The following is a 25,517-nucleotide window of genomic DNA, read 5'->3' on the forward strand; positions in this document are numbered from 1 at the left end:
GGCGGGAGCGCCGGTGCTCAGCGGCGCAGCAGCACCGGGCCGGCGTCGATGCGGGTGCGGAACAGCGCGTACGGCTTGCGCCGCAGGTCCTTGCCCCGCTGGTACTGCGGCTGCCGGTGCAGTTGATTGGCGGTGACGTAGAGGTACCCGTCCGTGGCCACCGACATGGTGTCCGGCCAGAGCAGTCGTGGGTCGTGCACCAGCGTTTCGTACTCGCCGTCGGGCAGTCGACGCAGCACCGCGTTGTGCTCGTACGAGGTGAGGTAGAGCCGCCCGGCGTCGTCGCTCTCCAACCCGTCCGAGGCGGTGCCCCTGTCGCCCTCGTCGACCACTGTTGCGGCGGCCGCCTCCTGGGTGACGCCCGGGTCGGCCAGCGCCTCGGCGGAGACGCTGTGCAGGCGCCGGGACGCCAGCGGGCAGTAGTAGAGCCGAGTGCCGTCGGCGGAGATGGCGATGCCGTCGGAGCCCATGGTCAGCGGCTTCGGCGGGCCGTCGGCCGGCCGTTCGAGGAACGGCCGGCCCTCCACCACCGGCCGGAACGACGTCAGCGGCTCCGCCTTGGTGGACGGGTGGTCGTGCAGCCGCCGCCAGGAGGCCCCGCTGGCCAGGTCCACCACGATGATCCCGTTCGGCCCGGAAGCCGCCGAGTCGGTGATGTACGCGACCCCCGCCTCGCCCCGCCGCAGGTCGAAGCGGACGTCGTTGAGGTACGTCGTCGGCAGCGCCACGTCCGCCGGGAAGGTGATCACCTGGGCGACCGTGTCGGTGTCCAGGTCGATCCGGACCAGCTTCGGGCCGCCCGGCTTCGTGGGCTGGAACATCGGGCTGCCGGTGTCCAGCACCCAGAGCCGGTCGGCCGGGTCCACCACGATGCTCTGCACCGACACGAACGCGCCCGCGTCGTCGTCGCCGGACGGGTCGTTCCAGGCCTGGTCGGGGTAGGGCACCTCCCGGCCGTCGCGCAGCTCGACGACGGTGGCCGGCACCTCGTCGCCCCACTTCGGGAAGTTGACGAAGATCCGGCCCCGGTGCGAGACGCTCACCCCGGTCGGCATCGGGCCGGTGAAGGTGTGCACCAGCTCCAGCTCGCCCATCGGCTCGTCGCCGACCGGCCCGTTCACGACGTCCGCCCCACGGTGCTCATCGGCTCGCTCCCTACCGGTCGGCTGTTACCGCGGTTGTTCCCGCACTGGCGTCCGGTATGCCTCCGATCAGCTCGCCGGCGCGCCGGCCCGCGCGGCGGGCAGGCCGGGCACCGCGACGTCCACCGCGAGCAGCGCGCCGTCCTGCGGGCCCGCCGTGTCCAGCCCCACCCGGGCGGTGCCGATGAAGAGCCGCCGCAGGTCGGGGCCGCCCAGGCAGATGCCGGCCGGCTGCTTGGCCGGCAGCCGGATCTCCCGGTCGAGGGTGCCGTCGGGCCGGTAGCGGCGTACCGCGGAGCCGCCCCACAGCGCGATCCACAGGTGGTCGGCCGCGTCGAGCGTCATGCCGTCCGGGCCGCCGTCGGCGGGTGACAGCCGCAGGAACGGCTCCCGCCCGCGCAGGGCCCCGGTGGCGGGGTCGACGGTGAACCGGTCGATCTCTCCGCGCGGGGTGTCGGCCAGGTACATGGTGGTGCCGGTCGCGTCGAACGCCGGCCCGTTCGGGATGGTCAGCCCGGTCACCGCGGGGACCGGCTCGGCGCCGGGGGTGAGGCGGAACAGCGTGCCCCCGCCGGGCACCATCGCGTACGTCATGCTGCCGGCCCAGAAGCGGCCGTGCGGGTCGGCGACCGCGTCGTTCATCCGGGTCGGCTCGGGCGCGTCGGCGACCAGATCGGCGACCGGTCGGGGGTCGCCGGTGGCGGGCAGCACCGTGACGCCGGTCCCGGCGGCGGCCAGCCATTCGCCGGGTCGGTCGGCCACCGGAGCGACAGCGCCGAGCGGCACGTCGAGGCGGCGTAGCTCCCGCAGCGGGGTCGGGGCGTCGCCGTCGGTCTCCAACAGTCGCCCGGCCAGCAGGTCGACCAGGATCAGCCGGTCGTCGACCCAGCGCAGGCCCTCACCCAACTCCAGCCGGTCGGTGCTCCAGACGGTCGGCTCGGTCAGCTCCATGGTGCTCCTCCAAAGGATCGTCAGCGGACCGTACCGCCGGTGCCGTGGTCGAGCAGCGCCAGCTCGGCACGGTCGGGCAGGCCCTCCCAGTCGCCCCGGGTGGCGACCGCGAACGCGCCGGTGGTGACGGCCCGGTCCAGTCGCGCTGACGCGTCGACGCCGTCGAGCCAGCCGGAGAGCAGCCCGGCGACGAAGGCGTCGCCCGCGCCGACGGTGTCCACCACCGGAACCGTCCGGGCTGGACGATGGATGGCGCCGGTCGCGGTGTGGCTGGTCGCGCCACCGGCGCCGTGCTTGACCACGACCTCGGTGACGCCGGCCGAGAGTAACGCCGAGGCTGGGTCGGTCGCGTCGGTCAGCACGGCCAGCTCGTCGTCGGAGGCGACCACCAGGTCGATCGAGGGCAGCAGCGGGCGCAGCGCGGCGGCGGCCCCCGCGACCGACCAGAGACTGTTGCGGTGGTTGACGTCCAGGCAGATCGTGCTGCCGGCGACGCGGGCGCGCCGCACGGCCTCCACCACCGCCTGGTACGGCTCGACGCCGAGCGCGCAGGTGATGCCGGTGACGTGCAGCAGCCGGGGTGGTGGCCCGGGCGCGTCGAAGGCCCGGGTCACGTCGGCAGTGCCCAGCCGGGAGCCGGCCGACCCGGCGCGGTGGTAGGTGACCCGGTTGATGTCGGCGACCCGGTTCTCGAAGAGGATCAGCCCGGTGGGGGCTGTCACGTCGACCCGGGACCAGGTCAGGTCGACACCCTCGGCGCGCAACGTACGGCGGACCAGCTCGCCCGGCTCGTCGGCGCCGGTGACACCGACCCAGGCGGCCCGGTGGCCGAGCCGGGCCAGGCCGATCGCCACGTTCGACTCGGAGCCGGCGACGGAGATCCCGGCGGTGCCGCCCAGTCGCAGTGGGCCGGTGGTGCGGAACGCCGCCATCGTCTCGCCGAGTGTGAGCAGGTCGTTCATGGCCGGACCGCCGCGAGGAAGGCAGCGGCGCGCTCCCGCAGCGCCTTCGTGTCGCCGCCTCGGATGGCGTCGCCGAGCAGCGGGGAACCGACGCCGACAGCTGTCGCGCCCCGGTCTAGGTAGCGCCGCGCACCGTCCGCGTCGACCCCACCGACCGGCACGAACGCGATACCGGGAAACGGGTCGCGCAGGGCGGCGAGGTAGTCGGGCCCGCCGAGCGAGGCCGGGAAGAGTTTGATCGCGGCGGCCCCGCCGTCGACGGCCTGCACCACCTCGGTGGGGGTGAGGGCGCCGGCGAGCACCGGCAGCCCGAGCCGGCCACCCTCGGCGAGGCTCGGTGCGATCGCCGGGGTGACAAGGAAACCGGCGCCCGCGTCGGCCGCCGCGCGGGCGTCCTCGGCGCTGAGCACGGTGCCCGCGCCCAGGGCGAAGTCGGGCCCGAGGGCGGCACGGGCGCGGCGGATGATGCCGAGCGCGTCGGCGCTCGTCATCGAGACCTCGACCAGGGCGACGCCGCTCTCGGCCACTGTGAGCACGGCGGCCAGCGCGGCGGCCGGGTCCGGGCCGCGCACGATGGCCAACAGTCGATGGGTACGCAGCTCGTCGAGCAGGTTCATTCCGGTGTCCTCAGTGGTTGCGGTGGGCGGAGATGGTGAGTCGCCAGGTGACCTCGCCGGTTTGCGGGACGACCGCCGCGTCGGAGGGGCCGGCGTCGGCCAGGTCGAAGGCCGCGCCGAGCATCGGTTCGATCCCGACGCTGCGGTAGGGGCCGTTCGCCGGCCAGCCGCCCAGGTTGCGCCAGAGCGCGGTGCTGCGGGGCTGGTCGGCGCATCCCAGCTCCAGAGTCAGCCGGTCGGCTCCGTCGATCACCTGGACCCGGGCGCAGTCGAGCAGCACCGCGCCGAGCGCGGTCCCGTCGTCCGGCCCGAACATGTCCAGGGTCAGCCCGGCCACTGCCAACCCGGCCGGAGCCGGCCACGGCCCGGTCAACCACGGGTCACCGGTGGGCCAGCTGCCCGGCGGCAGGAGCGCGGCGGCCTCCGGGTGCAGCCGGGTCGGGGTGCCGGCGGGCGCGTCGAGGCGGGCGGCGGGGGAGAGGTCGAGCAGGGCGTGCGCGGCCCAGACGAACCGGTGCCCCGGGTCGGCGGCCAGCCGGTAGTCGGCCACCACCACGCCGCGCTCGTCGGTGATCCGGCGGGTGAGGGTGAACGTCGGCCGCTCGATGAGAACGGTGCCGGGCCCGGCGCTGCGCCACGGTCGCGACCACACCTCGCCGTGGTCGGGCTCGCCGCGCACTGTGGGCAGGCACTCCTCCAGTCCGCCGGCGTCGACGAACGCGTCGTCGGGGCGTACCTCGTGCCGGCCGGGTTCCGGGCCACGCCAGAGCCACTCCCGGCCGCCGCCGCGCAGACTCGTCCACCGGCCGCCGTGCGCCGCGTCGTACGCCACCCGCAGCGCCACCGGCCGCACGCCGGTCACCACTCGGCGAAGGACCCGTCGGCGTGCTGCCAGACCGGGTTGCGCCAGGTGTGTGGGGTCTGGGCGGCCTTGCGGACCGCCGTCTCGTCGACGGTGATGCCCAACCCGGGTCGGTCGAGGCGGGCGATGTGCCCGTCCACGAACCGGAACGGCTCGGGGTCGATGAGGTAGTCCAGCAACTCCGAGCCGGCGTTGTAGTGGATGCCGATGCTCTGCTCCTGGATCAGGAAGTTCGGCGTCGCGAAGGCCACCTGGAGACTGGCCGCCAGGGAGATCGGGCCGAGCGGGCAGTGCGGGGCGAGCAGCGCGCCGTATGTCTCGGCCAGCGCGGCGATCCGGCGGACCTCGGAGATGCCACCGGCGTGCGACAGGTCCGGTTGGACCACGGCGACCCCGGCCTGCAACGGGCCGAGGAACTCGGACCGGCCATAGAGCCGCTCGCCGGTGGCCACCGGGATCGGCGTGCCGGCCACGATGTCGCGCAGGTGGTGAGCCTGATCGGGCAGGACCGGCTCCTCCACGAAGAACGGGCGCAGGGCGGCCAGTTCGGGCAGGATCCGGCGGACAGCGGCCATTCCGGCGCGACCGTGGAAGTCCACGGCGATGTCCCGGTCGGGGCCGAGCACCTCGCGGGCGGCGGCCACCCGGCCGATGACCGCGTCCACCTCGGCCGAGGTGGGGATCGGCGAGAGCCGCCCGCAGGCGTTCATCTTGACCCCGGTGAGGCCGGCGGCGACCTGCGCGGCGGCGGCGTCGGCCACCTCGCCGGGTTCGTCCCCGCCGATCCACGAGTAGATCCGCACCCGGTCGCGCACGTGCCCGCCGAGCAGCGCGTGCACCGGCGCGCCGTACGCCTGCCCGGCGATGTCCCAGAGCGCCTGGTCGAGGCCGGCGACCGCGCTGGAGAGGATCGGGCCGCCCCGGTAGAAGCCGCCCTTGGTGAGCACCTGCCAGTGTTGCTCGATGCGCAGGGGGTCCGCACCGATCAGATGTTCGGAGAGCACCTCGACCGCGCTGCGCACCACCTCGGCGCGGCCCTCGACCACCGGCTCACCCCACCCGACCAGCCCGTCGTCGGTCTCCACCCGGCAGAACAACCACCGTGGCGCGACCAGGAAGGTCTCGATCCGCGCGATCTTCACTGACTGCCCCTTCGTCCCCGTGCCTTCTCGACGTCGCGGACGGCCTTGTCCAGCAACTGACGCATCGCGGTCTCGGCCGCCGTCTCGTCCCGGTCGCGCAGCGCGTCGACCACCGCGCGGTGGCTGGGCACTGGGTCGTCGTGCGCGGTGCCGCCGTGCACCAGCCGGTCCCGTTCGGCGAGCCCGGTCTCCATCACCACCTCCATCCGCTCCAGCAGCTCGTTGTGGGTGGCGGTGAGCAGCGCGCGGTGGAAGGCGAGGTCGGCGACGATGGCGGCGGCGGGATCACCGTTGGCCTGGGCCATCTCGGCCAGTGCCCGGTCGAGAGCGGTCAGGTCGTCCTCGGTGGCGCGGGTGGCGGCCAGCCGTGCGGCGGCCGGCTCGATGATGGCGCGCACCTCGTGCAGTTGGTCGAGCAACCGCTGGTCGGTGCCCTCGGCGAACTGCCAGCGGATCACGTCGCCGTCGAGCAGGTTCCAGTCTGCGCGGGGTCGGACGAAGGTGCCGCGCTTCTGTCGGGCGTCGACGATGCCCTTGGCGGAGAGGACCTTCAGCGCCTCGCGGAGCGCCGTGAGGCTGACGTCGAACTCCTCCTGCAACGCGACGATGTTCAGGGTCGCGCCGGCGGCGATCTCGCCGGTGAGGATGCGACGGGCGATCGCTTCGACGGTCTGCCCGTGGACGCCGCGGCGTGCGTACTGTGCCAATGCTCCTGGCCTTTTCGCTGGTCGGTATCGATCTCTCAGGCCGAGGCTTTCACCGCTGTCCAGCCACCGTCCACCACGAGGCTCGCGCCGGTGATGTAGGCGGCGTCCGGCGAGGCGAGGAAGGCGACGGTGGCGGCCACCTCGTCCGGTGTGCCGAAGCGCTTCGCGACGGTCTCCGCGATGCTGCGTTGGCGGTCCTCTTCGGACACGTCGGCCCAGGCGGCGGTGAGGATCGGCCCGGGCAGCACTGTGTTGACCCGGACCTGCGGGCCGTACTCGACGGCGAGCTGGCGGCCGAGCGCGACCAGGCCGCCCTTGGCCGCGGCGTACGCGGGCCGGCCGGGCAACCCGACCAGCGCGTGCACCGAGGAGATCAGCACCACCGCGCCGGAGCGTGCCCGCAGGTCGTCCAGGCAGGCGCGGACGCCGAGGAAGGAGCCGGTGAGGCTGACGCCGAGCTGGTGGTCCCAGGACTGCCGGCTGGTCTCGTGCGCCGGCGCGACCCGCACGGCGTACGCGGTGCTGACCAGGATGTCGACCGGGCCGAGGCGGTCCCGTACGGCGCTCACGGCGGCCGTCCAGTCGGCCTCGTCGCTGACATCGCCCACTACGGACAGTGCGCGGTCGCCCCGCGCGGTCAGTTCGTCGGCCAGTGGGGCCGGATCGGCCACGTCGAGCAGCGCAACCGCTGCCCCCTCGGCGGCGAGCCGCCGGGCGATGGCTGCGCCGATCCCGCCCATCGCACCGGTGACCAGCGCGTTTTTGCCTTCAAGCCGGCGCATAGGCTGATCCACCTGACCCTCGCCTTGGTCTCGTCTAATCATTAATTACGAAGATATCTTGACAGCCGGCGAGGGTCGATGCAACCTTCTGGTCACAGCATTCACATGGACGACACATCGCGTGGTGACGCTGAGTGTCGTAAAGGAAGGGATACCTCCGTGAGCGACTTCGACCCCGGTCGCCGGCGATTCCTTGGCCACCTTGGGCTCGCCGGCATGGGCGCGCTCGGCGCCAGCTCGTTCCTCAGCGCGTGCGCCAGCTCCGCCAGCGGGCCGACCACGAGCAACGGCTCGGGCGCGGTCACCATCCAGTCCAACCTCTCCTCGCCGCAGGCCAAGGCGGCGATGGAGAAGCTGATCGAGACCTTCAACGCGCAGGGCAAGGGCACGGCGAGCCTCAACACGATCGCCTCGGAGACCTTCCGGACCCAACTGCCGACCTACCTGACCTCGGCCAACCCGCCGGACCTCTACACCTGGTACGCGGGCTCGGTCGCCAACGACTACGCCAGCAAGAACCTGCTGCTGGACGTGTCCGAGGTGTGGAAGTCACTGGACGACTACCCCCAGTCGTTGCGGACCCTCTCCACCGACGCCAGCGGCAAGCAGATCTTCGTGCCGATGAACAACTACTGGTGGGGCTTCTTTTACCGCAAGTCCAACTTCGCCAAGTGGGGCGTGCAGGAGCCGAAGACCTGGACCGAGTTCCTGGCGCTGTGCGAGACGCTGAAGAGCAAGGGCATCCCGCCGATCGGCATCGGCCTCGGCGACACCCCGTGGGTGGCCTCGGCCTGGTTCGACTACCTGAACATCCGGATCAACGGCGCGCCGTTCCACCGCGAGCTGCTCGCCGGCAAGCAGCGCTTCGACGACCCGAAGGTCAAGGCGGTCTTCACCCGCTGGCGCGAGGCCCTGCCCTACTTCGACCCCAAGGGCAAGGCGTACCCGTTCCAGGAGGCGACCACAGCGCTGCTGGCCGGCAAGACCGGCATGTTCCTGATCGGCACGTTCTTCGCCGACGCGGCACCCAAGGACGCGCTCGGCGACCTGGACTTCTTCCGGTTCCCGATCATCGATCCGGCGGTGCCGCTGGCCGAGGAGGCCCCGACCGACGGCTTCTTCGCCAGCGCGAAGACCGCCAACCCGACCGGCACCAAGGCCCTGCTGAGCTACCTGGCCGGGGTGGAGGCCCAGGAGGCGTACGTCAAGGCCAGCTCCGGCATCGTGCTGCCGGCCAACCCCAAGGCCAAGGCGTCGGACTCGCCCCTGGTGGTCAAGGGCAAGGCGATGCTGAACGAGGCCAAGGAGCTGACCCAGTTCTTCAACCGCGACTCGAGCGACGCGCTCCAGCCGACCGCGGACACCGCGCTGACCAAGTTCATCGACAAGCCGGACCAGATCGACGCGATCCTGCGGGAGTGGCAGGCCGGCGCCGAGAAGGTCTTCAAGGGCTGACGTGACAGCAACGATCTCCACGACTTCGGTCACCCCCACCCGGCGGCGGCGACGGTCGGCTCGACTGTCGCCGCTGCTGGTGGCGTTCGTCCTCGTGCCGTTCGCGGTCGAGAGCGTCTGGGTCTTCTGGCCGGCGATCCAGGGCTTCTGGTTCTCCCTCACCCGCTGGGACGGGATGACACCGCCGACCTTCGTCGGCACCGACAACTACGTCGAGCTGGCCGGCGACGCCACGTTCCGGGGTGCGCTGGTCAACACGGTGATCTGGCTGGTGCTCTTCGGCGGCCTCTCCGTGCTGGGTGGCTTCGGGATGGCACTCGTCCTCCAGAAGGAGCGGCGCGGTGTCGGCTTCTACCGGGCCGCACTGTTCACCCCGGTGGTGTTCTCGCTGGTGGTGACCGCGCTGGTCTGGCGGGTCTTCTACCAGCCCGACGGCATCGCCGACACGTTGCTGCGGGCGGTCGGTCTGGAACATCTGATCCGGCCCTGGCTCGCCGACCCGCAGACAGCCCTGTACGCGGTGATCCTGCCCGCGTTGTGGCGGCAGATCGGGTACGTGATGGTGCTGTTCCTGGCCGGGTTGAAGGCGATCGACCCGGCGTTGCACGAGGCGGCGCGGATGGACGGAGCCAACTCCTGGCAGCGGCTGTGGCACGTCACCATCCCCCAGATGAAGGGGGTCAACGCCGTCGTGCTGTCGGTCATCGTGATCGACTCGCTGCGCTCGTTCGACATCGTCTGGTCGCTGACCAAGGGTGGGCCGTACCACTCGTCGGAGCTGCTCAGCACCTACATGTACTCGACAGCGTTCCAGAGCCTGCGGCTCGGTTACGCCTCGGCGATCGCTGTCGTGATCTTCGTGCTCGCGCTGGCCGTCATCCTCGGCTACCTGGTCCGCGCGTTCCGGGAGGAAGCGTCATGAACAAGCTCCGTACCGGGGCCTTCCACACCGGCATGATCCTGCTCTCGCTGCTCTGGCTGGGCCCGGTGCTCTGGGTGGTGGTGATGTCCACCCGGTCGTTCGACGACATCGCCGCGCACGGCGTGGGCAGCCTGCCCCGGTCGTTCACACTGGACACCTACCGGCAGGCGTGGACCGACGGTGGCGAGCTGCGCGCACTGATCAACAGCATGTTGGTCACCGTCCCGTCGGTCGCGCTGAGCCTGGGGCTGGCCGCGATGGCCGCGTTCGCGCTGAGTCGCTTCCGGATCCCCGGGCGGCGCACGATCCTGCTGCTGATGCTCGCCGGCAACCTGCTCCCACCGCAGATCCTGCTCATCCCGGTGGCCAAGTTCACCGAGCTGACCGGCCTGTACGACACGCTCTGGGCGTTGATCGCGGTGCAGGTCGGCTTCGGGCTCGGCTTCTACACGTTCGTCCTGCACGGCTTCATGCGAGACCTGCCCGGCGAGATCCAGGAGGCCGCCACCATCGACGGCGCCGGCACGGCGCAGATCTTCACCAAGGTGATGCTGCCGCTGACCCGACCCGCGCTGGCCGCTCTCGGGGCGCTCTCCTTCACCTGGATCTTCAACGACCTGCTCTGGGCGATCACAGTGCTGCGTACCGATGACAACATGCCGGTCACGCCGGCGCTGCTCGCCCTCCAGGGCCAGTTCGTCTCGTCCTGGAACGTGATCGCCGCCGGTACTGTCATCGCGGCCGTGCCCACCGTCGCGGTGTTCCTCCGCTTCCAACGGCACTTCGTCTCCGGTCTGGCGCTCGGAGCGGTCAAGTGACCGCCGAGGCCGGGCAGCGCTGGACGCTGCGCGGCACGCACACCGAGTACACGGTGCGGGTGCCCGCGCACGGCCGCTGGCTGGAACTCGTCGCGTGGGGGCCGCACGGCGTCTCCGACGGGCCCTCGCCGGTCGCCTACGACGGCCCGGTCCCGTTTCTCACCGCCGGGGACGCGGCCCCCATCGAGTACGCCACCGACGCCGACCGCCCGTTCACCGGCTCCGACCTGGTGATCGAGACGGCGAACGGGCAGCGCCGGGTGGGCTTCGTGCACACCGACGCGCGGATCGACGCCGACCAGCGGGAGCTGGTCGTCGAGTTCGCCGACCCGGTCACCGGGCTGCGCGCCACAGTGCACTACCGGGTGCCCGTCGGCACCGACGTGGTGCAGCGGTGGGTCGACCTGGTCAACGACGGCACCGACGCGCTGCGGGTCGTCCGGGCCGGATCGGGCGGGTTCTGCGTACCGACGCCGCACGGCGCCCTGCTCAGCCACCAGTGGGGTCAGTGGGCGCAGGAGTTCCAGCTCTCCCACGTCGAGCTGGGCCATGGCGCTTTCAGCATCGGCAGCTCCCAGGGCGTACCCGGGCACCTGCACGTGCCCTGGCTGGCCGTGCGCGACACCGCCGAGCCGGCCGGCCCGGCCTGGGGGATGGCGCTGGCCTGGACCGGCTCGTGGGAGATCAGCGCAGAGCGGGACACCGGCGGTCTGACCCGGGTCCGGGTCGGCCGTCAACTGGTCGACGGCCCGCTGGAGTTGGCCGCAGGCGAGCGGCTGACACTGCCGGTGGCCACCGGGGCGTACAGCCCGGACGGCCTGGACGGGCTGGCGCGGGTCTGGCACACCCACCAGCGGATGCTGGCCGGGGAGCGGCTCAACCCTCGCCCGGTGCTCTACAACTCCTGGGAGGCGACCTACTTCGCCGTCGAGGCGCAGAGTCAGCTCGCGCTCGCCCGGATCGCCGCCGAGTTGGGCGTGGAGACCTTCGTCGTGGACGACGGTTGGTTCGTCGGCCGCATCGACGACACCGCCGGGCTGGGCGACTGGACGCCCGACCCGGCGAAGTTCCCGGCCGGGTTCGACGCGTTCATCGCCGACGTCCGCGCGCTCGGGCTGAACTTCGGGCTCTGGGTCGAGCCGGAGTGCGTCAACCCGAAGTCCTCCCTGTACGCCGAGCACCCGGACTGGGTCTATGCCGTCGACGGCCGGCCGCTCACCCCGGTCCGTAACCAGTACCTGCTCGACCTGGGCCGGCCGGAGGTCGCCGAGTTCGTCCACTCCACAGTCGACGGCCTGCTGCGCCGGTACGACATCGACTACCTGAAGTGGGACTTCAACCGGCCGCGTACCGAGCCGGGGCGGCCCGGTGGGGTGGGTCCGCTCGACCTGGACGGCGCGCACGTCGCCAATCTGCATCGGATCTACGAGCGGTTGCGCCGGGACCATCCCGGGGTGCTCATCGAGGCGTGCGCCGGCGGAGGCGGGCGGACCGACCTGGCGATGGCCGAACGGGCCGACGTCTTCTGGCCCAGCGACAACACCGGCCCACTGGACCGGCTGGCCATCCAGTACGGCTTCCTGCACGCCAACGCCCCGCACCTGCTCAGCTCCTGGGTCACCGACGCGCCCGGCCTGTTCGACAGTCGCCCCCGAACGCTGGCGTTCCGGTTCGTCCTGGCGATGGCCGGTGTGCTCGGCATCGGCGCGGACATCCGGGCGTGGACCCCCACCGAGCGGGCCGAGGCGGCCGACTGGATCGCCCGCTACAAGGAGATCCGGGACGTCGTCACGCACGGCGAGGTGCACCTGATCGGCGGCCCCGACCAAGCCCGCTGCGCGGTGCAGTACACCGCGCCGGACGAGAACCAGGTGGTCGTCCTGGCCTGGCACACCGGCCGGCTCGACGGCGCCGGGCTGCTCCCGTCCCGCCCGGTCCGGTTGCCAGTGCGCGGCCTCGACCCGGCGGCCCGTTACTCGCACGGGGATCGGCACTACTCCGGCAGCCACCTCGCCACCGTCGGCCTGCCCGTGCAGTGGAGCGCGACCCACGACGCCGACCTCATCGTGCTGACCCGCGGCTGAGATCGGAGCACCACCACCCCCACCCCCGAGGGACAGGAGTACCTCCATGCGCCTGAACCGACAGCTGACCGCTGCCCTGGCCGTGCTCGGCCTGGGCCTGGCCAGCCCGATGCCGGCGATGGCCGGCCCACCCCACGCCGACCCACCACAGGCCGGCCACGGGCCCGGCCGCCCCGGTCACGCCCCGACGGCCACCGGCGCGGAGGACCAGGGCGCGCCGACCTTCTTCAACAGCGGGCTCGCCCCGACGCCCTACCAGGGCTGGAACACCTACTTCGGTCTCGGTGGTGACCCCACCGAGGCCGAAGTACGGTCGGTCACCGACCACATGGTCCGCAGTGGCCTGCGGGACGCCGGCTACACCTACGTCTGGATCGACGGCAACTGGGCCGCGCCCACCCCGCGCAACGAGGCCGGTCAGCTCGTCGCCGACCCGGCCCGCTTCCCCGGCGGGATGGCCGCGCTGGCCGCGTACATCCACAGCAAGGGGATGAAGGCCGGCATCTACACCGACGCGGGCCCGTACCTGCCGGGGCAGTGTGGGCTCGGCAGCAACGGCCACTACCGGGCGGACATCGCCCAGTTCGCCGGCTGGGGCTTCGACGCGCTGAAGGCCGACTGGCTCTGCGGCCGGGCCGCCGGCCTCGACCCGGAGACCACCTTCCGGGAGTTGGCCGAGGCGGTACGCCAGTCGCCCCGACCGATGCTGCTCAACATCTGCAACCCGGTCAGCTCGGACTGGGGCGGCGGCCCGTACACCCCGGAACAGCTCTCCACCTGGAGCTACACGTACGCGCCCACCATCGCCGACTCCTGGCGGACCTACACCGACGTGGGGCTCACCGACCCGAGCCCGCAGTGGGCGTACCAGTGGGTGCTGCGCAACATGGACGTCAACGCGTACCACCCGGCGGCCACCGGGCCGGGGCACTACAACGACCCGGACTACCTGCTGCCGATGCGCCCGCTGCCCGACGGCGGGTACGAGTTAAGCCTTGACGAGTCCAAGACGCAGCTCGGCATGTGGGCCATCATGGCCGCGCCGCTGGTGATCGGCTCCGACCCGCGTGGCCTGCCGAAGGAGATGATCTCCGCGCTGACCAACCCGGAGATCATCGCTGTGGACCAGGACCCGCTGGTCCGACAGGGTGTCAAGGTCGCCGACACCGGCACCGACGCGCAGGTGTGGAGCAAGGTCCTCGCCGGCTCCGGCAAGCGGGCCGTCGCGCTGCTCAACCGGCACGACAGCGCCCAGCAGATCACCGTGAACTTCGCCGACGTCGCCCTCGGCGGGTCGGTCAAGGTCCGTGACCTGTGGTCCCGCACCACTGCGGACGCCCAGCCGAACACCCCGGGGGCGCAGCCGTTCACCGGCTCGTACAGCGTCGAGGTGCCGGCGCACGGGGTGGCCATGCTCGGCCTGACCGGCACCGACCAGGTCGCCGGCGCCGACCTCGGTGGCAGCGCCAGCGCCAGCCCGGCGCTGGTCCGGGTGGACGACACCCACGCCACCGCCTTCGTCCGCGACGCTTCCGGTGCGCTGGCCGTCAACACCCGCACCGGTACGACGTGGGGCACGCACTGGACCTCCCTCGGCGGCCCGGTCGGCGGCCGGATCCTCGGCCAGCCGGCGGCGTACGGCTCCGCCGACGGGCGGCTCGACGTCTTCGTCCGCGGCACCGACAACGGCGCCTGGCAGCGCAGTTACGTGGCCGGCAGCTGGGGACCGTGGCGCAGCCTCGGTGGCACGCTGACCGACGCGCCCACTGTTGCCTGGACCAACCCGACGCAGTGGACCCTCGTCGCCCGCGGCGCCGACGGCAAGCTCTGGTCGCGTACGCCGAACGCCGGCTGGACCGGCGTCGGGGCTCCCGAGAACCGGCCGTTCTACGGCCGGCCGAGCGCTGTCGTCGACGACGCCGGTGTGCTGCACGTGGCGGTCCGCAGCCGCACCGACGAGGTGTGGTGGAGCAGCCGGGCCGGCGCCACCTGGTCGGCCTGGACTAACCTGGGCGGCACCACCAGCGGCAGCCCGACAGTGCTCGCCACCTCCGGCCGGGTCTACCTGTTCGCGCTGGCCGCCGACAACCGGCTCTGGCAGCGCAACCTGGCCGACGGCGCCTGGGGCGGCTGGTTCCGACGCGGTGAATTCGCCACCGACGCGTTCCGGGGTGCGCCCGGCGCCGCCGCCGGTGCCAACGGCAGCGCCTGGCTGGCGGTACGCGGCGTCGACGACCGGGTGCACCAGGTCACCCTCTGATCCAGAGGTGGCGGGCCGTCCTGACGGCCCGCCACCCCGTCAGCGTGTGGCTCAGGCCGGGACGAGTTCCCGGCATCGGCGTAGGGCGGCCAGGGCCAGCGGCGCGTCCCGGCCCGCGATCCCGGCCTCCAACTCGGCCACCGCTCCCGCGGCCCGCCCCGGATCACCGGCTGCGGCTGCTGCCTCGGCCAGCACCAACACGGCCTCGGCGGCCCACGCCACGATGCCCTTTCCGCGTACCAGCGACAGCGCGTCCGCCGCGTGCCGGACGGCCTCGTCCGGACGCCCGGCCACTGTGAGCCGGGCCAGCGCCGAGAGCGCCTGCACCAGCGGCCAGATCGCACCGACCCGCCGGGCGTCGGCCACCACCTCCCGCAGCGCCCGTTCGGCCGCCTCCACGTCGCCGCGCCCCTCGGCACTGCCGGCGCATTCCTCGGCGTTGTCGCCGCCTGCGGTGCCGGCGGTACGGGCCAGCACTGTCGCCAGTTCGACCCGCGCGTCCAGCAGGGTGACCGGCATCCGCTCGGCACTGGCGACCAACCGGCTGAGCCGTTCGGCGAGCCCGTCCAGTCGGCCGGCGGCCCGGTCCAGTGACAGTTCGGTCGCCTCCACGAGGGAGGCCAGCCGCTCGTACCCGGTCTCGTCGACCAGCGCCCGACCGGCCGCCAGCAGCGCGTCGGCCTGCTCCGGGTGGCCGGCGTGCAGCGCGCCCTGCGCCCAGTTCAGGCAGGCCCGCGCATGCTCGCGGGGCCGGTCGGCCAACTCGGCGGACGCGCGCAACTCGGAGATGATCGCCCAGGCCGCCGGGTCCCCCAACTCCAGCAGCAGCGAGGCTCGGGCGATGCGGACCGCGAGGTGCGCCGCCGGATCCCCGCTGGCCGCGGCGGCGATCTCCGCCTGCGCGCAGCGGGCCAGGTGGTCGTCGACGTGCCGGCCGACGACGGTGTCGGGGGCCGCCAGCACCGCGAGCGCCTGGGCCTTGCGGCGCGGCGCGCGCAGGTACGGCACGGCACGCTCGATCTCGGTGTACCCGCGCAGCGCCTCGCCCTGCTGGCGCAGCATCCGCCCGAGCACCAGACCCAGCTCACCTCGGGCGCCCGGCGGCAGCCTTCGGTCGGCGAGCAGCCGTTCCAGCACCGGGATCGCCTCGGCCTGGCTGAGCCCGTCGATGGCCGACCGGCCCAACTTCGCGGCGAGCCGAACCCGTACCGGTCGGGGCAGCTCGGCGATGTCCATCGTCTGGAGCAGGAAACTGGCGGCGGTCGCGTCGTCGCCGCGCTCGGTGGCCAGGTCGGCGGCCGCCTCCGCGTTGCGGACGAAGTCGGCCCCGCTGCCGGCCCGACGGTAGTGGTGCGCCAGCTGGGCCACCGGCCTCGGTAGCTCCTGCTCCAACACTCGCGCCACCCGTAGGTGCAGCCACTCCCGGCTCTCCCGGGGCACCAGGTCGTACACCACCTGTCGGGCCAGGTCGTGGCGGAACCGCAGGCCGTCCCCGGCGTCATGCAGCAGGCCCGCCCGGTGCGCGGCGGTCAACGCCGCGACGATCGCCACCCGGTCCAGGCCGAGCACCGAGGCGAGGATGCGCTGATCGGGCGTCATCCCCAGTACGGCCGCCGCGCCGAGCACCTCCCGGGTGGCCTCGTCGAGGGGGCGCAGCCGCCAGAGCAGCACGTCCCGGAGGACGAACGGGACACTGTCGTCCGCCAACGGGTCGCCGCCCCGCTCGGCGAGCGTCCGCAGCACCTCCTCGACCACGAACGGGATGCCGGCGGTGCGGTCGAGCAGGGTGGCGGTCAGCTGCTGCGGCGGGTCGTCGAGCCGCAGGGTGCGGGCCGCCAGGCGGCGTACGTCGTCGGCGTCCAGCGGGCTGAGCGCAACGCGCGTGACGCTCCACGGGGGAGTCCGCGCCAGGGCGTCGTGGATCGGCGTACTGCTCCCCGGCGTCGCCGTACGCGCGGTCAGCACCACTGCCAGCCCTTCCACCGGGTGCGTGCTGAGGTAGGCGAGGAGTTCGCAGGTCGCCGGGTCCGCCCAGTGCAGATCCTCCAGCAACAGCGTGGCCGGGCTCAGCGCGGCGAGCACCGCCGCGACGGCGCGGAGCAGGCGATGTCGCTCGGCCGCCGGGTCGACCAACGGGGGCGGCGCGTCCGGCAGTACGTCGGCGAGTTCCGGCAGGAGCGGCGCGAGTGCGCCGGCCACCGGGCTGAGCGGACCGAGCCGGTCGGCGCTGCCGCGGATCGCGTCCAGCAGCACGCCGAGCGGAAAGGGCTCGGGCACGTCGTCGCACTCGCCGATGAGGTGCCGCCCTGGGAGTTCGGCGAGCAGTTCGGCGACGAGTCGACTCTTGCCGATCCCCGGCTCACCCTCCAACAGGATCAGGCAGGGCGGGTTTGCGACGAGCCGGCGTAACCGGGCCAGCTCCGCCGCGCGGCCGACGAACTCGACGGGCCCGCGCAGACGTTCGGGGCGGACGGGAGCTGGGCTCCCGCCGCCCCGTGTCGTGTCCTCGCCGCCGTCGATCACCGTGGGCCGAGCAGATCACCTCTGCCCCGCGCGACGGTGGGCCGGCGGACCGGCGGTGACCTGGGTCACACGCCGTCCCGCCGGCCTGCAGGCACGGTCAGGACTGGACGGTGACCGGCACGGTCTTCAGCGAGCCGTCACCGTTGCGGAACTCCAGCACCCCGAGGTAGCGCTGCCCCGGGGCGAGACCGAACCAGCGCAGTGTCAGGTTCGCCGTCGCGCCCGGCCGCACGCTGCGCTGCTTCGGGTCGATGGTGAACCGGCCGGTGGAGGTCCCCGGCGCGCCCGGCAGGTAGCTGGTCACGGTGTACGCGTTCGCGCCGTCCTTGATGTTCTCGGTGAACTCCTGCTCGACGACCACTATGTAGTCCCCGGCGCCGTCCGGCAGGGTCACCTTGGCGCCGTCCCGGCCGCTGACCGTGGCGGTGACGAACTTCCCGAACTTGTCATAGACGTTGAGGCTGAACTCGGTGCACTCCATCACCCCCTCCTCGTCGTCCCAGTCGATGTGGGAGCAGGTGGGCCGCTGCGACGTCACCTGGACGAGTGGGCTGCGGGTCCCGGCCGGCACGTGCAGGGTCGTCCTGCTGATCGACGCGGGCAGCGGCACCGGCAGGTTGTTCGACGTGCTCCAGTCCCAGCTCGGTCCGTCGCCCTTGAGGGTGACCACGTTGCTGGTGCCCGAGGTCAGGCCGGAAAGCTGGGAGATCAGCTGACCCTGGTAGCCGACCTCGGCGGCGATCCGGACGCTGCCGAAGGTGCCCTTGCCGGTGATGGCGTCGGGGGCGACCAACCCGGAGTTGTGCACTACCAGCGGGCTGCGTACCGCGTGCTTGAACTGGTCGCGCCAGGTCAGCGAACCGTCGGCCCAGGTGTCGAACGCGCCACCGGTGTTGGTGACCTCAACTGTAAAGCGAGCGCTCTTGCCCGGACGGATCTGCAGCTTCTTCGGGGTGACAGTGACCTTGTAGCCCGGCGGTGCCTGCACCGACGAGGAGTAGGTGCTGGTCTTGTCGCTGACGTTGGTGACCGTACGGGTCACCGTCTGCTTGCCCACCATCCGGCCCAGCGAGATCGACGGGTAGTTGAGCTGCGCCGTGTCGATCGCCCCGACCGTGTCGCAGCCGTCCAGGTCGCCGAGCCCGTAGTCGCCGCCACGGTCGGCGGACACCCCGCACAGGTACTGGATCCAGTCCTGCTGGTTGGAGTCGTAGACCAGACCCGGGTCGAAGGCGCTGCCCGGCTCGACCTGGCCGGCACCGTAGTTCAGCGGAGTCGCGTCGTACGTGCCGATCTTGATGGGGTTGCCCTTGTCGGTCTTGTCCACCGCGCTGGTCATCAGTGCCGAGCGGACCGCCGCCGGCGACCAGCCGGGGTGCTTGGCCAGCAGCAGGGCGGCGATACCGGCGATGTGCGGCGCCGCCATCGAGGTGCCCGACTCCAGCGCGAAGTCGTTGCCGCCGATCGACGGGGAGAACGCGGCGACGATGTCCTGACCGGGCGCGCTGATGTCCGGCTTGAGCAGTTCACCGGCGTTCAGGTTCGACGGGCCCGCCGAGGAGAACGCGGCGACCGAGGGCGCCTCGACCGTCTCCAGCTTGCTCGGCGAGATGGTCGCCGTGGCGTTGCCCGTGGCGACGTACGCGGTGACCGTGGCCAGGTCGACCTCGTTGATGTGCACGGTCGGCACTGCCTGCACGTCGGCGTTCAGGGAGTTCAGCTCGTCGTTGTACAGCACCATGCCGACGCCGCCAGCCCGCGCCACCTCGATGCTCTTGTCGGTACGCGGGATCTCGCCCCGCAGGCAGAGCACGATCGCGCCCTTGACCTTTGCCGGATCCAAGGTGTCGTCGGCGCAGAGGCCGGCACCGTAGGCGCCGTCGGGGTCGATCGCGCTGTCCTTGGCGAAGACCAGTCGGGCCGGCCCGACGCCGGCCTCGCCCATGCCCACACCGGCGATGGTGGTGCCGTTGCCGAGGGTGAGCTTCCGAGTGTTCTGCCGGTTGGTAGTGCTCGCGGCCACAGTGGTCAACCAGGGCGTCGAGTTGTCGACGGTGTTGGCGAACGGGCCGGAGTTGCCGGCGGCGGCGGCGACGAACACCCCGGCGGCGGCCGCGTTGAAGAACGTCGCGTCGACAGCCCCGAACCGCTCGGTGTCGTCACCGATCGAGTAGTTGATCACGTCGACGCCGTCCGCGACCGCGTCGTCGATGGCGTGCACGATGTCGATGTCGGTGCCGGTCGCGCCGCCCGCACCGTTGTCGTACAGCGCCTTGTAGATCGCCAACCGCGCGGCCGGCGCCATGCCGGAGATCATGCCCAGGTCCTGGGTGCCCGACGTGGCCCGCACGCCGTGGATGCCGGCCGCGGTGCTGGCGGTGTGGGTGCCGTGGCCGTTGCGGTCGCGCGGCGAGGAGTAGTCGTCCGGGAACGCCTCGGCGATGCCGCTGTCGTTGTACCAGCGCGCCCCGATCACCTTGTTGTTGCAGGTGACCGGCGCTTCGACGCCGACGTCGCAGGTGCCCTTCCACTTGGCGTCGATGACGGCCTGGTCGGGGCGCGGGCTGGGCAGCGGCGCGAAGCTCGCGCTCTCCGGCCAGTAACCGCTGTCGATGACCCCGATGATCACGCCCTCACCGGCGTGGGAGTCTCCCCCGAACTCCTTCTTCCACACCCCGCCCTTGCCGGTCAGGCCCAGGTAGTCGGGGGTGTGGGAGGTGGCGGCGTGCACCTTCTGGCTCTCGTACACAGCGCGGACACCGCCGGTGGCGCGCAGCCGGGCGGCCTGCGGCCCGGTCAGGTCGGCGGCGAAGCCGTTGAACGCGGTCTCCATGGTGACGCGGGTGCGCTCGGCCGGCACACCGACGTGGTCCAGCACCGACTTACGCTGCCGGCGCAGGTGCTCCCGGTACGCGTTGGCACTGCCGGACGTGCGGTTCAGCTTGGCCCCGTCGGCCGGCTTGGTCGCCGCGATCCCGGGAACCCCGCCGGTGTACGTGGCCAGCGGTTCCTCGGCGAGCTGGACGAGGTAGCGGGCGGTCGGCCCGCTGCTCGCCGGCGCGGCGCTGGCGCTGGCGGGCAGGCTGGTCAGGCCGGCCGCGGTCAGCGCCACGGCGGCCAGCATGCTGACCCCGTACCTGGCCCGTCCGGTCCGATGTGCGTTCGGTTGTGGCACGTCGTTGCCTCCACGTTCGGTGCCGGCCGCCACGACTGATGACGGTGGCCGAAACCTAGGATCGGTATCGATCATCGAGAAGCACCCGTAACCTGGCTGTCATCTTGGAAACAAGCTCGTAACACAACGGGTACTTTGCGCGTCATTTGGGAGCGCCGACATGGGGGATCCGTGCCATTTGGTGGGTTACCTGTGCCGTCGGTCGAGTCGGCCTTCGTGGTCTTCGACGCCCAGGGCTCCGGATGCCTGTCCTACGGCGTCGAGGAGGCGGGTCGCCGCCGGCCTCGTCGCGGTCGAGCTCTACGACGGCTGCTTCCTGTACGACTTCGCCGCCAGCCGGATGCGGCTGATCGACCTCGACGAGGACCGCCCCGGTCCCTTCGTGCTTGCGAGGGATCGGCTGCCAGGTTCACGTCGCTACATGGCGCCGGAGGAGTTCACCCGCGGCTCGGTCATCGACGCACGGACCACTGTGCACGCCCTCGGCCGTACCCTGCACCACCTGCTCGATTCGCCGGCTGGCCGGCGCGGTCCTCGGGATGGTCGGCAGGGTTCATCAACGGCCTGGCGGGGCACCAGCGAGCAGCGCCGGATCGTGGAACGAGCAACGAGACAGGCGCCGGCCGCCCGGTATCCCGACGTGCCGGCACTGGTCCACGCCTGGCGGCTGGCGACACCCTGAAGCAGGCAGGGCGGTGCCCGCGTCCCGTCGAGCGGGCGAAGCGCAGCGCCAGCCCGGCCCGCTACCAGGAGCAAGTCCGGTCGCCCAGAGCCACGCGCGAATGTGGTTGCCCGGCTTGAAGGGCTGCTCGGGCGGCCGCCTGCCTCTACGTTCGTCGGTGGTAGTGGTTGCGGCGGGGGAGTTGTTCGGGGTCGAGCCAGGCGGGTGGGACGAATTCGGGGTGGCCGTCGCCGGCCAGCCGCACTGTCCAGTGCGTGATGAAACACGGCGGCGGGTGCGGCGAGGGTTCGCGGCCAGGAAGAGTTGCCGAACCGGGGTTGCCGCGCGCCTAAGTGGCGGCAGGGGCGCCGGTCCGGCCGTGGGCCGTAGCGTCAGTCGCGCCGGACGAGGCCCGGGCCGGCGATGATGTCGATGTCGCCGTCCGCGATCTCGTGGCCGGCGGCGCAGCGGAGCACTGCGCGGATCGGTTCGCCGCAGTCGTGGTGGGTGGCGATGACGGACGGGCCGGTGTCGGCGGCGGCCCAGGTGTCGCCCCAGTTGCGCAGTGCGGTGATGACGGGCAGGAGTTCGCGGCCCTTGCGGGTGAGTTGGTACTCGTGGCGGGTGCGCTGCCCGGGCTCCCGGTAGGGGATTCGTTCGAGCAGTTCGGCGGCGACCATCTCCTTGAGGCGGGCGGCCATCGCGGGTTCGCCGACGCCGACGCGGCGGACGAAGTCGTCGAAGCGGCGCGTGCCGAGCAGGGCCTCGCGCATGATCAGGACCGTTGACCTGCTGCCCACGATGTCCATCGCCCGGGCCACCGAGCAGTTCTCGCTCGTCCAGGAATCACGATCGTCTCGTAGGTCCTCCATGCCGTCCAGCCTACCTGACTTGCATTAAGGCTAGCCAGGTGCTTCACTGGGTCGCGCTGACTTCAGCATACGCAAGTCAGATCACCAGCCTGAAGGATCTTCAGTGACCACCAGCGCCACGGCCCCGACCCCACCCGGAGCGACCCCACCCGGCAAGATCCCACCCGGAGCGGTGGCACCCGGGCCGGCCGCCACCGCCCGCTCCTCCTTGCGCGGCTCCCGCCCGGTGACCCTGATCGCCATGTGCCTGGGCGCGATGATCACGTTCCTGCAGATCACCGCGACGGTTTCCGCGCTGACCACGATCCAGCGGGACCTGGGGGTCGACCCGACCACACTGGTCTGGATCCCCAGCGCCTACACCCTGATGGTGGCGAGCGTCGTGCTGTCTGCGGCCACCCTGGGCAGCCGCTACGGGCGTAAGCGCATGTTCGGCGCCGGGGTCGTCGCGATGATCGTCGGCGCAGCCGTCGTGGCTGGCGCTCCGACCGTCGCGTGGGTGATCGTCGGGCAGTTGGTCGCCGGCCTGGGTGGGGCCCTGATCCTGCCGAACAGCCTGGCGATCCTCGGCGCGACCTTCACCGACCCGCACCGACGGACCGAGGTCATCACCGCGTGGTCGGCGGCGTCCGGCATCGGGCTCGCGATCGGCCCGCTCATCGCCGGCACCCTGCTGCGGCACTACCAGTGGCACAGCGTCTACCTGTCGACGATCGCGCTGGGTCTGGTCACTCTCGTCGTCGCCGTCGTCGGGGTGGCCGAGTCCCGGCCGAGCGCCGCCCGACTCGACGTGCCCGGCCTGCTGCTGGGCACCGTCGCCATCGCGGCCGCGGTCTACGCGCTGATCCAGGGCGGCAAGGTCGGCTACACCAGCCCGCTGGTGTCGACGGCCTGGGTCGTCGCGGTCGTCGCCCTTGTCGCGTTCGTGCTGGTCGAGCTGCGGACCAGCGCGCCAATGCTCGACGTGCGGCTGTTCCGGTCCGCGTCGTTCAGCGCTGTCATGGTCGTCGGCGCGGTGTCGCTGTTCGGTTTCACCGGCGTGGCGATCCTGCTGGTCCTCTTCCACGAACGTGCGCAGGCGCTCAGCCCGCTGGACACCGGCTGGCGGATGCTTGTGCTCTTCGGCGCGTACGTGCTGGTCGCCTTCGGTGCCGGGCGCGCGATTCGTCGTACCGGATTCAAAGCGCCCTTGACCCTCGGCCTGGTCCTCGGTGCAGTGGCCAGCTTCGCGCTGGCGAACCAGGGGCCGACCACGTCGTTCGGTGACCGGTGGGCGCTGTTCGCGTTGTTCGGCGCGGCCAGCGGTCTGGTGGTGGCCCCGGCGACGGCGGCGGCGTTGGCCAGCGTCGCGCCCGCCCAGGCCGGCATGGCCTCCGGCGCGGTCAACGCCGCCCGCCAGGTCGGCTCGGTGCTCGGCTCGTCCCTGCTTGGCACGCTCCTCACCACCACGATGGTGGCCGACCTGCCGGACCGGCTCGCCGCGCACCAGATCGGCGAACCCACCCGTGCCGCAGTGCAGGCGGCGGTGGCCTCCGGCGCCAACGGCGGCCAACCGCTGCCCGACCCGGTCCGGGCGGCGATCGCCGAGGCACTGACCTCCGGTGTGCAGGCCGGGTTGCGGATCAACGGCGTCGTCTTCCTGGTCACCGCCGTGCTGGCGCTCACCCTGATCCGCAACAGGCCGCACCAGCACTAGGGCGTAAGAGCGTCCAACTCCTCGATGGCGTCGGTCGGCAGTTGCAGGTCGGCCGCCGCCATGTTCTCCCGCAGGTGCGCCAGGCTGGAGGTGCCGGGGATCAGCACGGTGGTGGGGGAGCGCTGGAGCAGCCAGGCGAGGGCGACCTGCTGCGGTGAGGCACCCAGTCGGGCGGCCACGCCGTCGAGCGTGTCGGACTGCAACGGCGTGAACCCGCCGAGCGGGAAGAACGACGCGAACGCGATGTTCTCCTCCGCGCACCGGTCGACCAGGGCGTCGTCCTGCCTGTTGGCGAGGTTGTAGAGGTTCTGCACGGTGACCACCGGCGCGATGGCCTGGGCCTCGGTGAGCTGGTCGAGCGTGACGTTGCTGAGCCCGAGGTGCCGGATCAGGCCCTCCTGCCGCAGCTCCGCCAGGGCGGTGAACTGCGCTCCGAGCGGCGCGTCGCCGGTGCCCTCCGCCACGCCTACCCGCAGGTTGACCACGTCGAGCACGTCCAGGCCGAGGTGTTCCAGGTTCTCCCGTACCTGGGCCTTGAGGTCGTCCGGCTCCAACGCCGGGATCCAGGAGCGGTCGGCACCGCGGCGCGCGCCGACCTTGGTGACCAGGTGCAAACCCTGGGGGTACGGGTGGAGCGCCTCGCGGATCAGCTCGTTGACCACGACGGGCCCGTAGAAGTCGCTGGTGTCGATGTGTCGGACGCCCAGGTCGACGGCCTCGCGGAGCACGGCGAGCGCCTGCTCGCGGTCGCGGGGCGGGCCGAAGACACCCGGGCCGGCCAACTGCATCGCCCCGTAGCCCATCCGGCTCAGGGTGAGGCCGTCAGCGGGGGTGAGGGCACCGCCGGGAAGGTTCTCGCTCATCTCGTCCTCTATCCGTGATCGCAGTGGGTACCCGACGACTGTCCGCCGGCAGCCGGCCGGGCGGCAGGGCGAGCTGTTCCTGGTAGTGACACAGCCAGTCACCGGGCCGTCCGGCGATCTACCGTCGGTGGCATGGACGCAACGAACCCGCTCGGCGACTTCCTGCGCGCCCGTCGGGAGCAGACCCGGCCCGAGGACGTCGGGCTCGGCCCGGGCGTGGGCCTGCGCCGGGTTCCGGGGCTGCGGCGTGAGGAGGTGGCGATGCTGGCCGGCATCAGCGCCGACTACTACCTCCGATTGGAGCAGGGTCGCGAGCGGCACCCCTCCGTGCAGGTCCTTGATGCCCTCGCCGGAGTGCTGCGGCTGGATCCGGAGGCGACCGCGTACATGATCGGGCTGAGCCGTGCGCGGTCGCGCCGGGCGGCTCGACCGGCCGCCGAGCGGGTGCCGGCCAGCATCCTGCACCTGCTGCGGCAGCTCTCGATGCCGGCCTTCGTGCAGAATCGCTACCTTGACATCCTGGCCTCGAACCCGATGGCGAGGGCGCTCTCGCCGAATCTCGCCCCGGGCGCCAACCGACTCCGCGCGGTGTTCCTGGACCAGGCCGAGCGGGAGCTGTTCCGCGACTGGCGGCAGGCGATGCAGAGCGTGGTGGGGCAGATGCGTGCCGACTCGGGCGGGGCCACCGACGACCCACGGTTGACGGCGCTGGTGGGGGAGTTGTCACTCAAGAGCGACTGCTTTCGGAAACTGTGGGCGCGCCACGAGGTGCGTCGGCGGGAGGGCATCGTCAGCCGGCTGCACCACCCCGAGGTGGGCGACCTCGACCTGTACTGCGACAAGCTCTCGGTGGCGGGCGCCGACGGGCAGCTGCTGGTGATCTACCACGCCGAGCCCGATACGGAGTCCGCCCGCTCGTTGGCGCTGCTCGGCTCGATCGCCGCGAGCAGTGCGGACGACGTGCCGGACAGCCTCCGACCCGGCGACCCGGCCCGCCTCTATCCGCTGGAGTGAGCCCCTCCG

The 25,517-nt window shown here is 72.2% G+C and carries 20 protein-coding genes; 8 read left to right on the forward strand and 12 right to left on the reverse strand.

The features are described from left to right. Positions 1–17: 17 nt before the first annotated feature. From ACLJOK_RS18775 to ACLJOK_RS18810, 8 genes are all read right to left on the reverse strand, one after another. Entirely contained in the window at positions 18–1,121 is a 1,104-nt protein-coding gene (locus tag ACLJOK_RS18775) for an L-dopachrome tautomerase-related protein (protein ID WP_410820065.1), read from the reverse strand. A 90-nt stretch (positions 1,122–1,211) separates the two neighbouring features. Then, on the reverse strand, positions 1,212–2,093 hold the full coding sequence (locus tag ACLJOK_RS18780) for an SMP-30/gluconolactonase/LRE family protein (RefSeq protein WP_410820066.1): 882 nt from the start codon (positions 2,091–2,093) through the stop codon (positions 1,212–1,214). A gap of 20 nt (positions 2,094–2,113) precedes the next feature. Continuing rightward, entirely contained in the window at positions 2,114–3,055 is a 942-nt protein-coding gene (locus ACLJOK_RS18785) for a sugar kinase (RefSeq protein WP_410820067.1), read from the reverse strand. Then, the gene (locus ACLJOK_RS18790) at positions 3,052–3,672 is read right to left on the reverse strand and encodes a bifunctional 4-hydroxy-2-oxoglutarate aldolase/2-dehydro-3-deoxy-phosphogluconate aldolase (protein ID WP_410820068.1); all 621 of its coding nucleotides are present in this window, start codon (positions 3,670–3,672) and stop codon (positions 3,052–3,054) included. The genes ACLJOK_RS18785 and ACLJOK_RS18790 overlap by 4 nt, the downstream gene beginning before the upstream one ends. Positions 3,673–3,682: 10 nt before the next feature. Continuing rightward, positions 3,683–4,525 (reverse strand): hypothetical protein, encoded by an 843-nt coding sequence (locus ACLJOK_RS18795; RefSeq protein WP_410820069.1) that lies wholly within the window; start codon positions 4,523–4,525, stop codon positions 3,683–3,685. A gap of 5 nt (positions 4,526–4,530) precedes the next feature. Then, positions 4,531–5,676, reverse strand: a complete 1,146-nt coding sequence (gene dgoD, locus ACLJOK_RS18800) for a galactonate dehydratase (protein WP_410820070.1) — start codon at positions 5,674–5,676, stop codon at positions 4,531–4,533. After that, positions 5,673–6,383 (reverse strand): FadR/GntR family transcriptional regulator, encoded by a 711-nt coding sequence (locus ACLJOK_RS18805; protein ID WP_410820071.1) that lies wholly within the window; start codon positions 6,381–6,383, stop codon positions 5,673–5,675. Before ACLJOK_RS18805 ends, dgoD begins: the two co-directional genes overlap by 4 nt. A gap of 35 nt (positions 6,384–6,418) precedes the next feature. Next, positions 6,419–7,165, reverse strand: a complete 747-nt coding sequence (locus ACLJOK_RS18810; RefSeq protein WP_410820072.1) for an SDR family NAD(P)-dependent oxidoreductase — start codon at positions 7,163–7,165, stop codon at positions 6,419–6,421. Between the two features lie 159 nt (positions 7,166–7,324). Between ACLJOK_RS18810 and ACLJOK_RS18815 the strand changes: the two genes are divergently transcribed. Genes ACLJOK_RS18815 through ACLJOK_RS18835 form a run of 5 tightly spaced genes read left to right on the forward strand, consistent with a single transcriptional unit; the run spans position 7,325 to position 14,704 of the window. Further along, a complete protein-coding gene (locus ACLJOK_RS18815) occupies positions 7,325–8,620 on the forward strand; it encodes an ABC transporter substrate-binding protein (RefSeq protein WP_410820073.1) in 1,296 nt (431 codons plus the stop codon). Position 8,621: 1 nt separating this feature from the next. Beyond that, positions 8,622–9,542 (forward strand): carbohydrate ABC transporter permease, encoded by a 921-nt coding sequence (locus ACLJOK_RS18820; RefSeq protein WP_410820074.1) that lies wholly within the window; start codon positions 8,622–8,624, stop codon positions 9,540–9,542. Continuing rightward, positions 9,539–10,360 (forward strand): carbohydrate ABC transporter permease, encoded by an 822-nt coding sequence (locus ACLJOK_RS18825; protein ID WP_410820075.1) that lies wholly within the window; start codon positions 9,539–9,541, stop codon positions 10,358–10,360. Before ACLJOK_RS18820 ends, ACLJOK_RS18825 begins: the two co-directional genes overlap by 4 nt. Next, on the forward strand, positions 10,357–12,444 hold the full coding sequence (locus tag ACLJOK_RS18830; RefSeq protein WP_410820076.1) for an alpha-galactosidase: 2,088 nt from the start codon (positions 10,357–10,359) through the stop codon (positions 12,442–12,444). The genes ACLJOK_RS18825 and ACLJOK_RS18830 overlap by 4 nt, the downstream gene beginning before the upstream one ends. A 46-nt stretch (positions 12,445–12,490) precedes the next feature. Beyond that, complete coding sequence (locus ACLJOK_RS18835; RefSeq protein WP_410820077.1) at positions 12,491–14,704, forward strand: glycoside hydrolase family 27 protein; 2,214 nt, start codon at positions 12,491–12,493, stop codon at positions 14,702–14,704. Positions 14,705–14,755: 51 nt separating this feature from the next. On the opposite strand, the gene ACLJOK_RS18840 is transcribed toward ACLJOK_RS18835, so the two are convergent. Both ACLJOK_RS18840 and ACLJOK_RS18845 read right to left on the reverse strand, forming a co-directional pair. After that, complete coding sequence (locus tag ACLJOK_RS18840; RefSeq protein ID WP_410820078.1) at positions 14,756–17,227, reverse strand: ATP-binding protein; 2,472 nt, start codon at positions 17,225–17,227, stop codon at positions 14,756–14,758. 97 nt (positions 17,228–17,324) lie between these two features. Then, positions 17,325–20,402, reverse strand: coding sequence for a S8 family serine peptidase (locus ACLJOK_RS18845; RefSeq protein ID WP_410820079.1), 3,078 nt, complete (start codon positions 20,400–20,402; stop codon positions 17,325–17,327). A gap of 421 nt (positions 20,403–20,823) precedes the next feature. On the opposite strand from ACLJOK_RS18845, the gene ACLJOK_RS18850 reads away from it, so the two are divergent. After that, the gene (locus ACLJOK_RS18850; protein ID WP_410820080.1) at positions 20,824–21,084 is read left to right on the forward strand and encodes a hypothetical protein; all 261 of its coding nucleotides are present in this window, start codon (positions 20,824–20,826) and stop codon (positions 21,082–21,084) included. 371 nt (positions 21,085–21,455) lie between these two features. Here ACLJOK_RS18850 and ACLJOK_RS18855 read toward each other — a convergent pair whose 3' ends face one another. Next, positions 21,456–21,935: a winged helix-turn-helix transcriptional regulator gene (locus tag ACLJOK_RS18855; protein WP_410820081.1), complete on the reverse strand. Its 480-nt coding sequence runs from the start codon at positions 21,933–21,935 to the stop codon at positions 21,456–21,458. 103 nt (positions 21,936–22,038) lie between these two features. Here ACLJOK_RS18855 and ACLJOK_RS18860 point away from each other — a divergent pair, with 103 nt between their 5' ends. Beyond that, entirely contained in the window at positions 22,039–23,631 is a 1,593-nt protein-coding gene (locus ACLJOK_RS18860) for an MFS transporter (protein WP_410820082.1), read from the forward strand. On the opposite strand, the gene ACLJOK_RS18865 is transcribed toward ACLJOK_RS18860, so the two are convergent. Next, on the reverse strand, positions 23,628–24,494 hold the full coding sequence (locus tag ACLJOK_RS18865) for an oxidoreductase (RefSeq protein WP_410820083.1): 867 nt from the start codon (positions 24,492–24,494) through the stop codon (positions 23,628–23,630). The genes ACLJOK_RS18860 and ACLJOK_RS18865 overlap by 4 nt on opposite strands. Before the next feature lie 132 nt (positions 24,495–24,626). Between ACLJOK_RS18865 and ACLJOK_RS18870 the strand changes: the two genes are divergently transcribed. Beyond that, positions 24,627–25,508 (forward strand): helix-turn-helix domain-containing protein, encoded by an 882-nt coding sequence (locus ACLJOK_RS18870; protein WP_410820084.1) that lies wholly within the window; start codon positions 24,627–24,629, stop codon positions 25,506–25,508. The last annotated feature ends 9 nt before the right edge of the window (positions 25,509–25,517 follow it).

It is taken from the genome of Micromonospora sp. 050-3 (assembly GCF_046549335.1).
GTDB lineage: Bacteria > Actinomycetota > Actinomycetes > Mycobacteriales > Micromonosporaceae > Micromonospora > Micromonospora trifolii.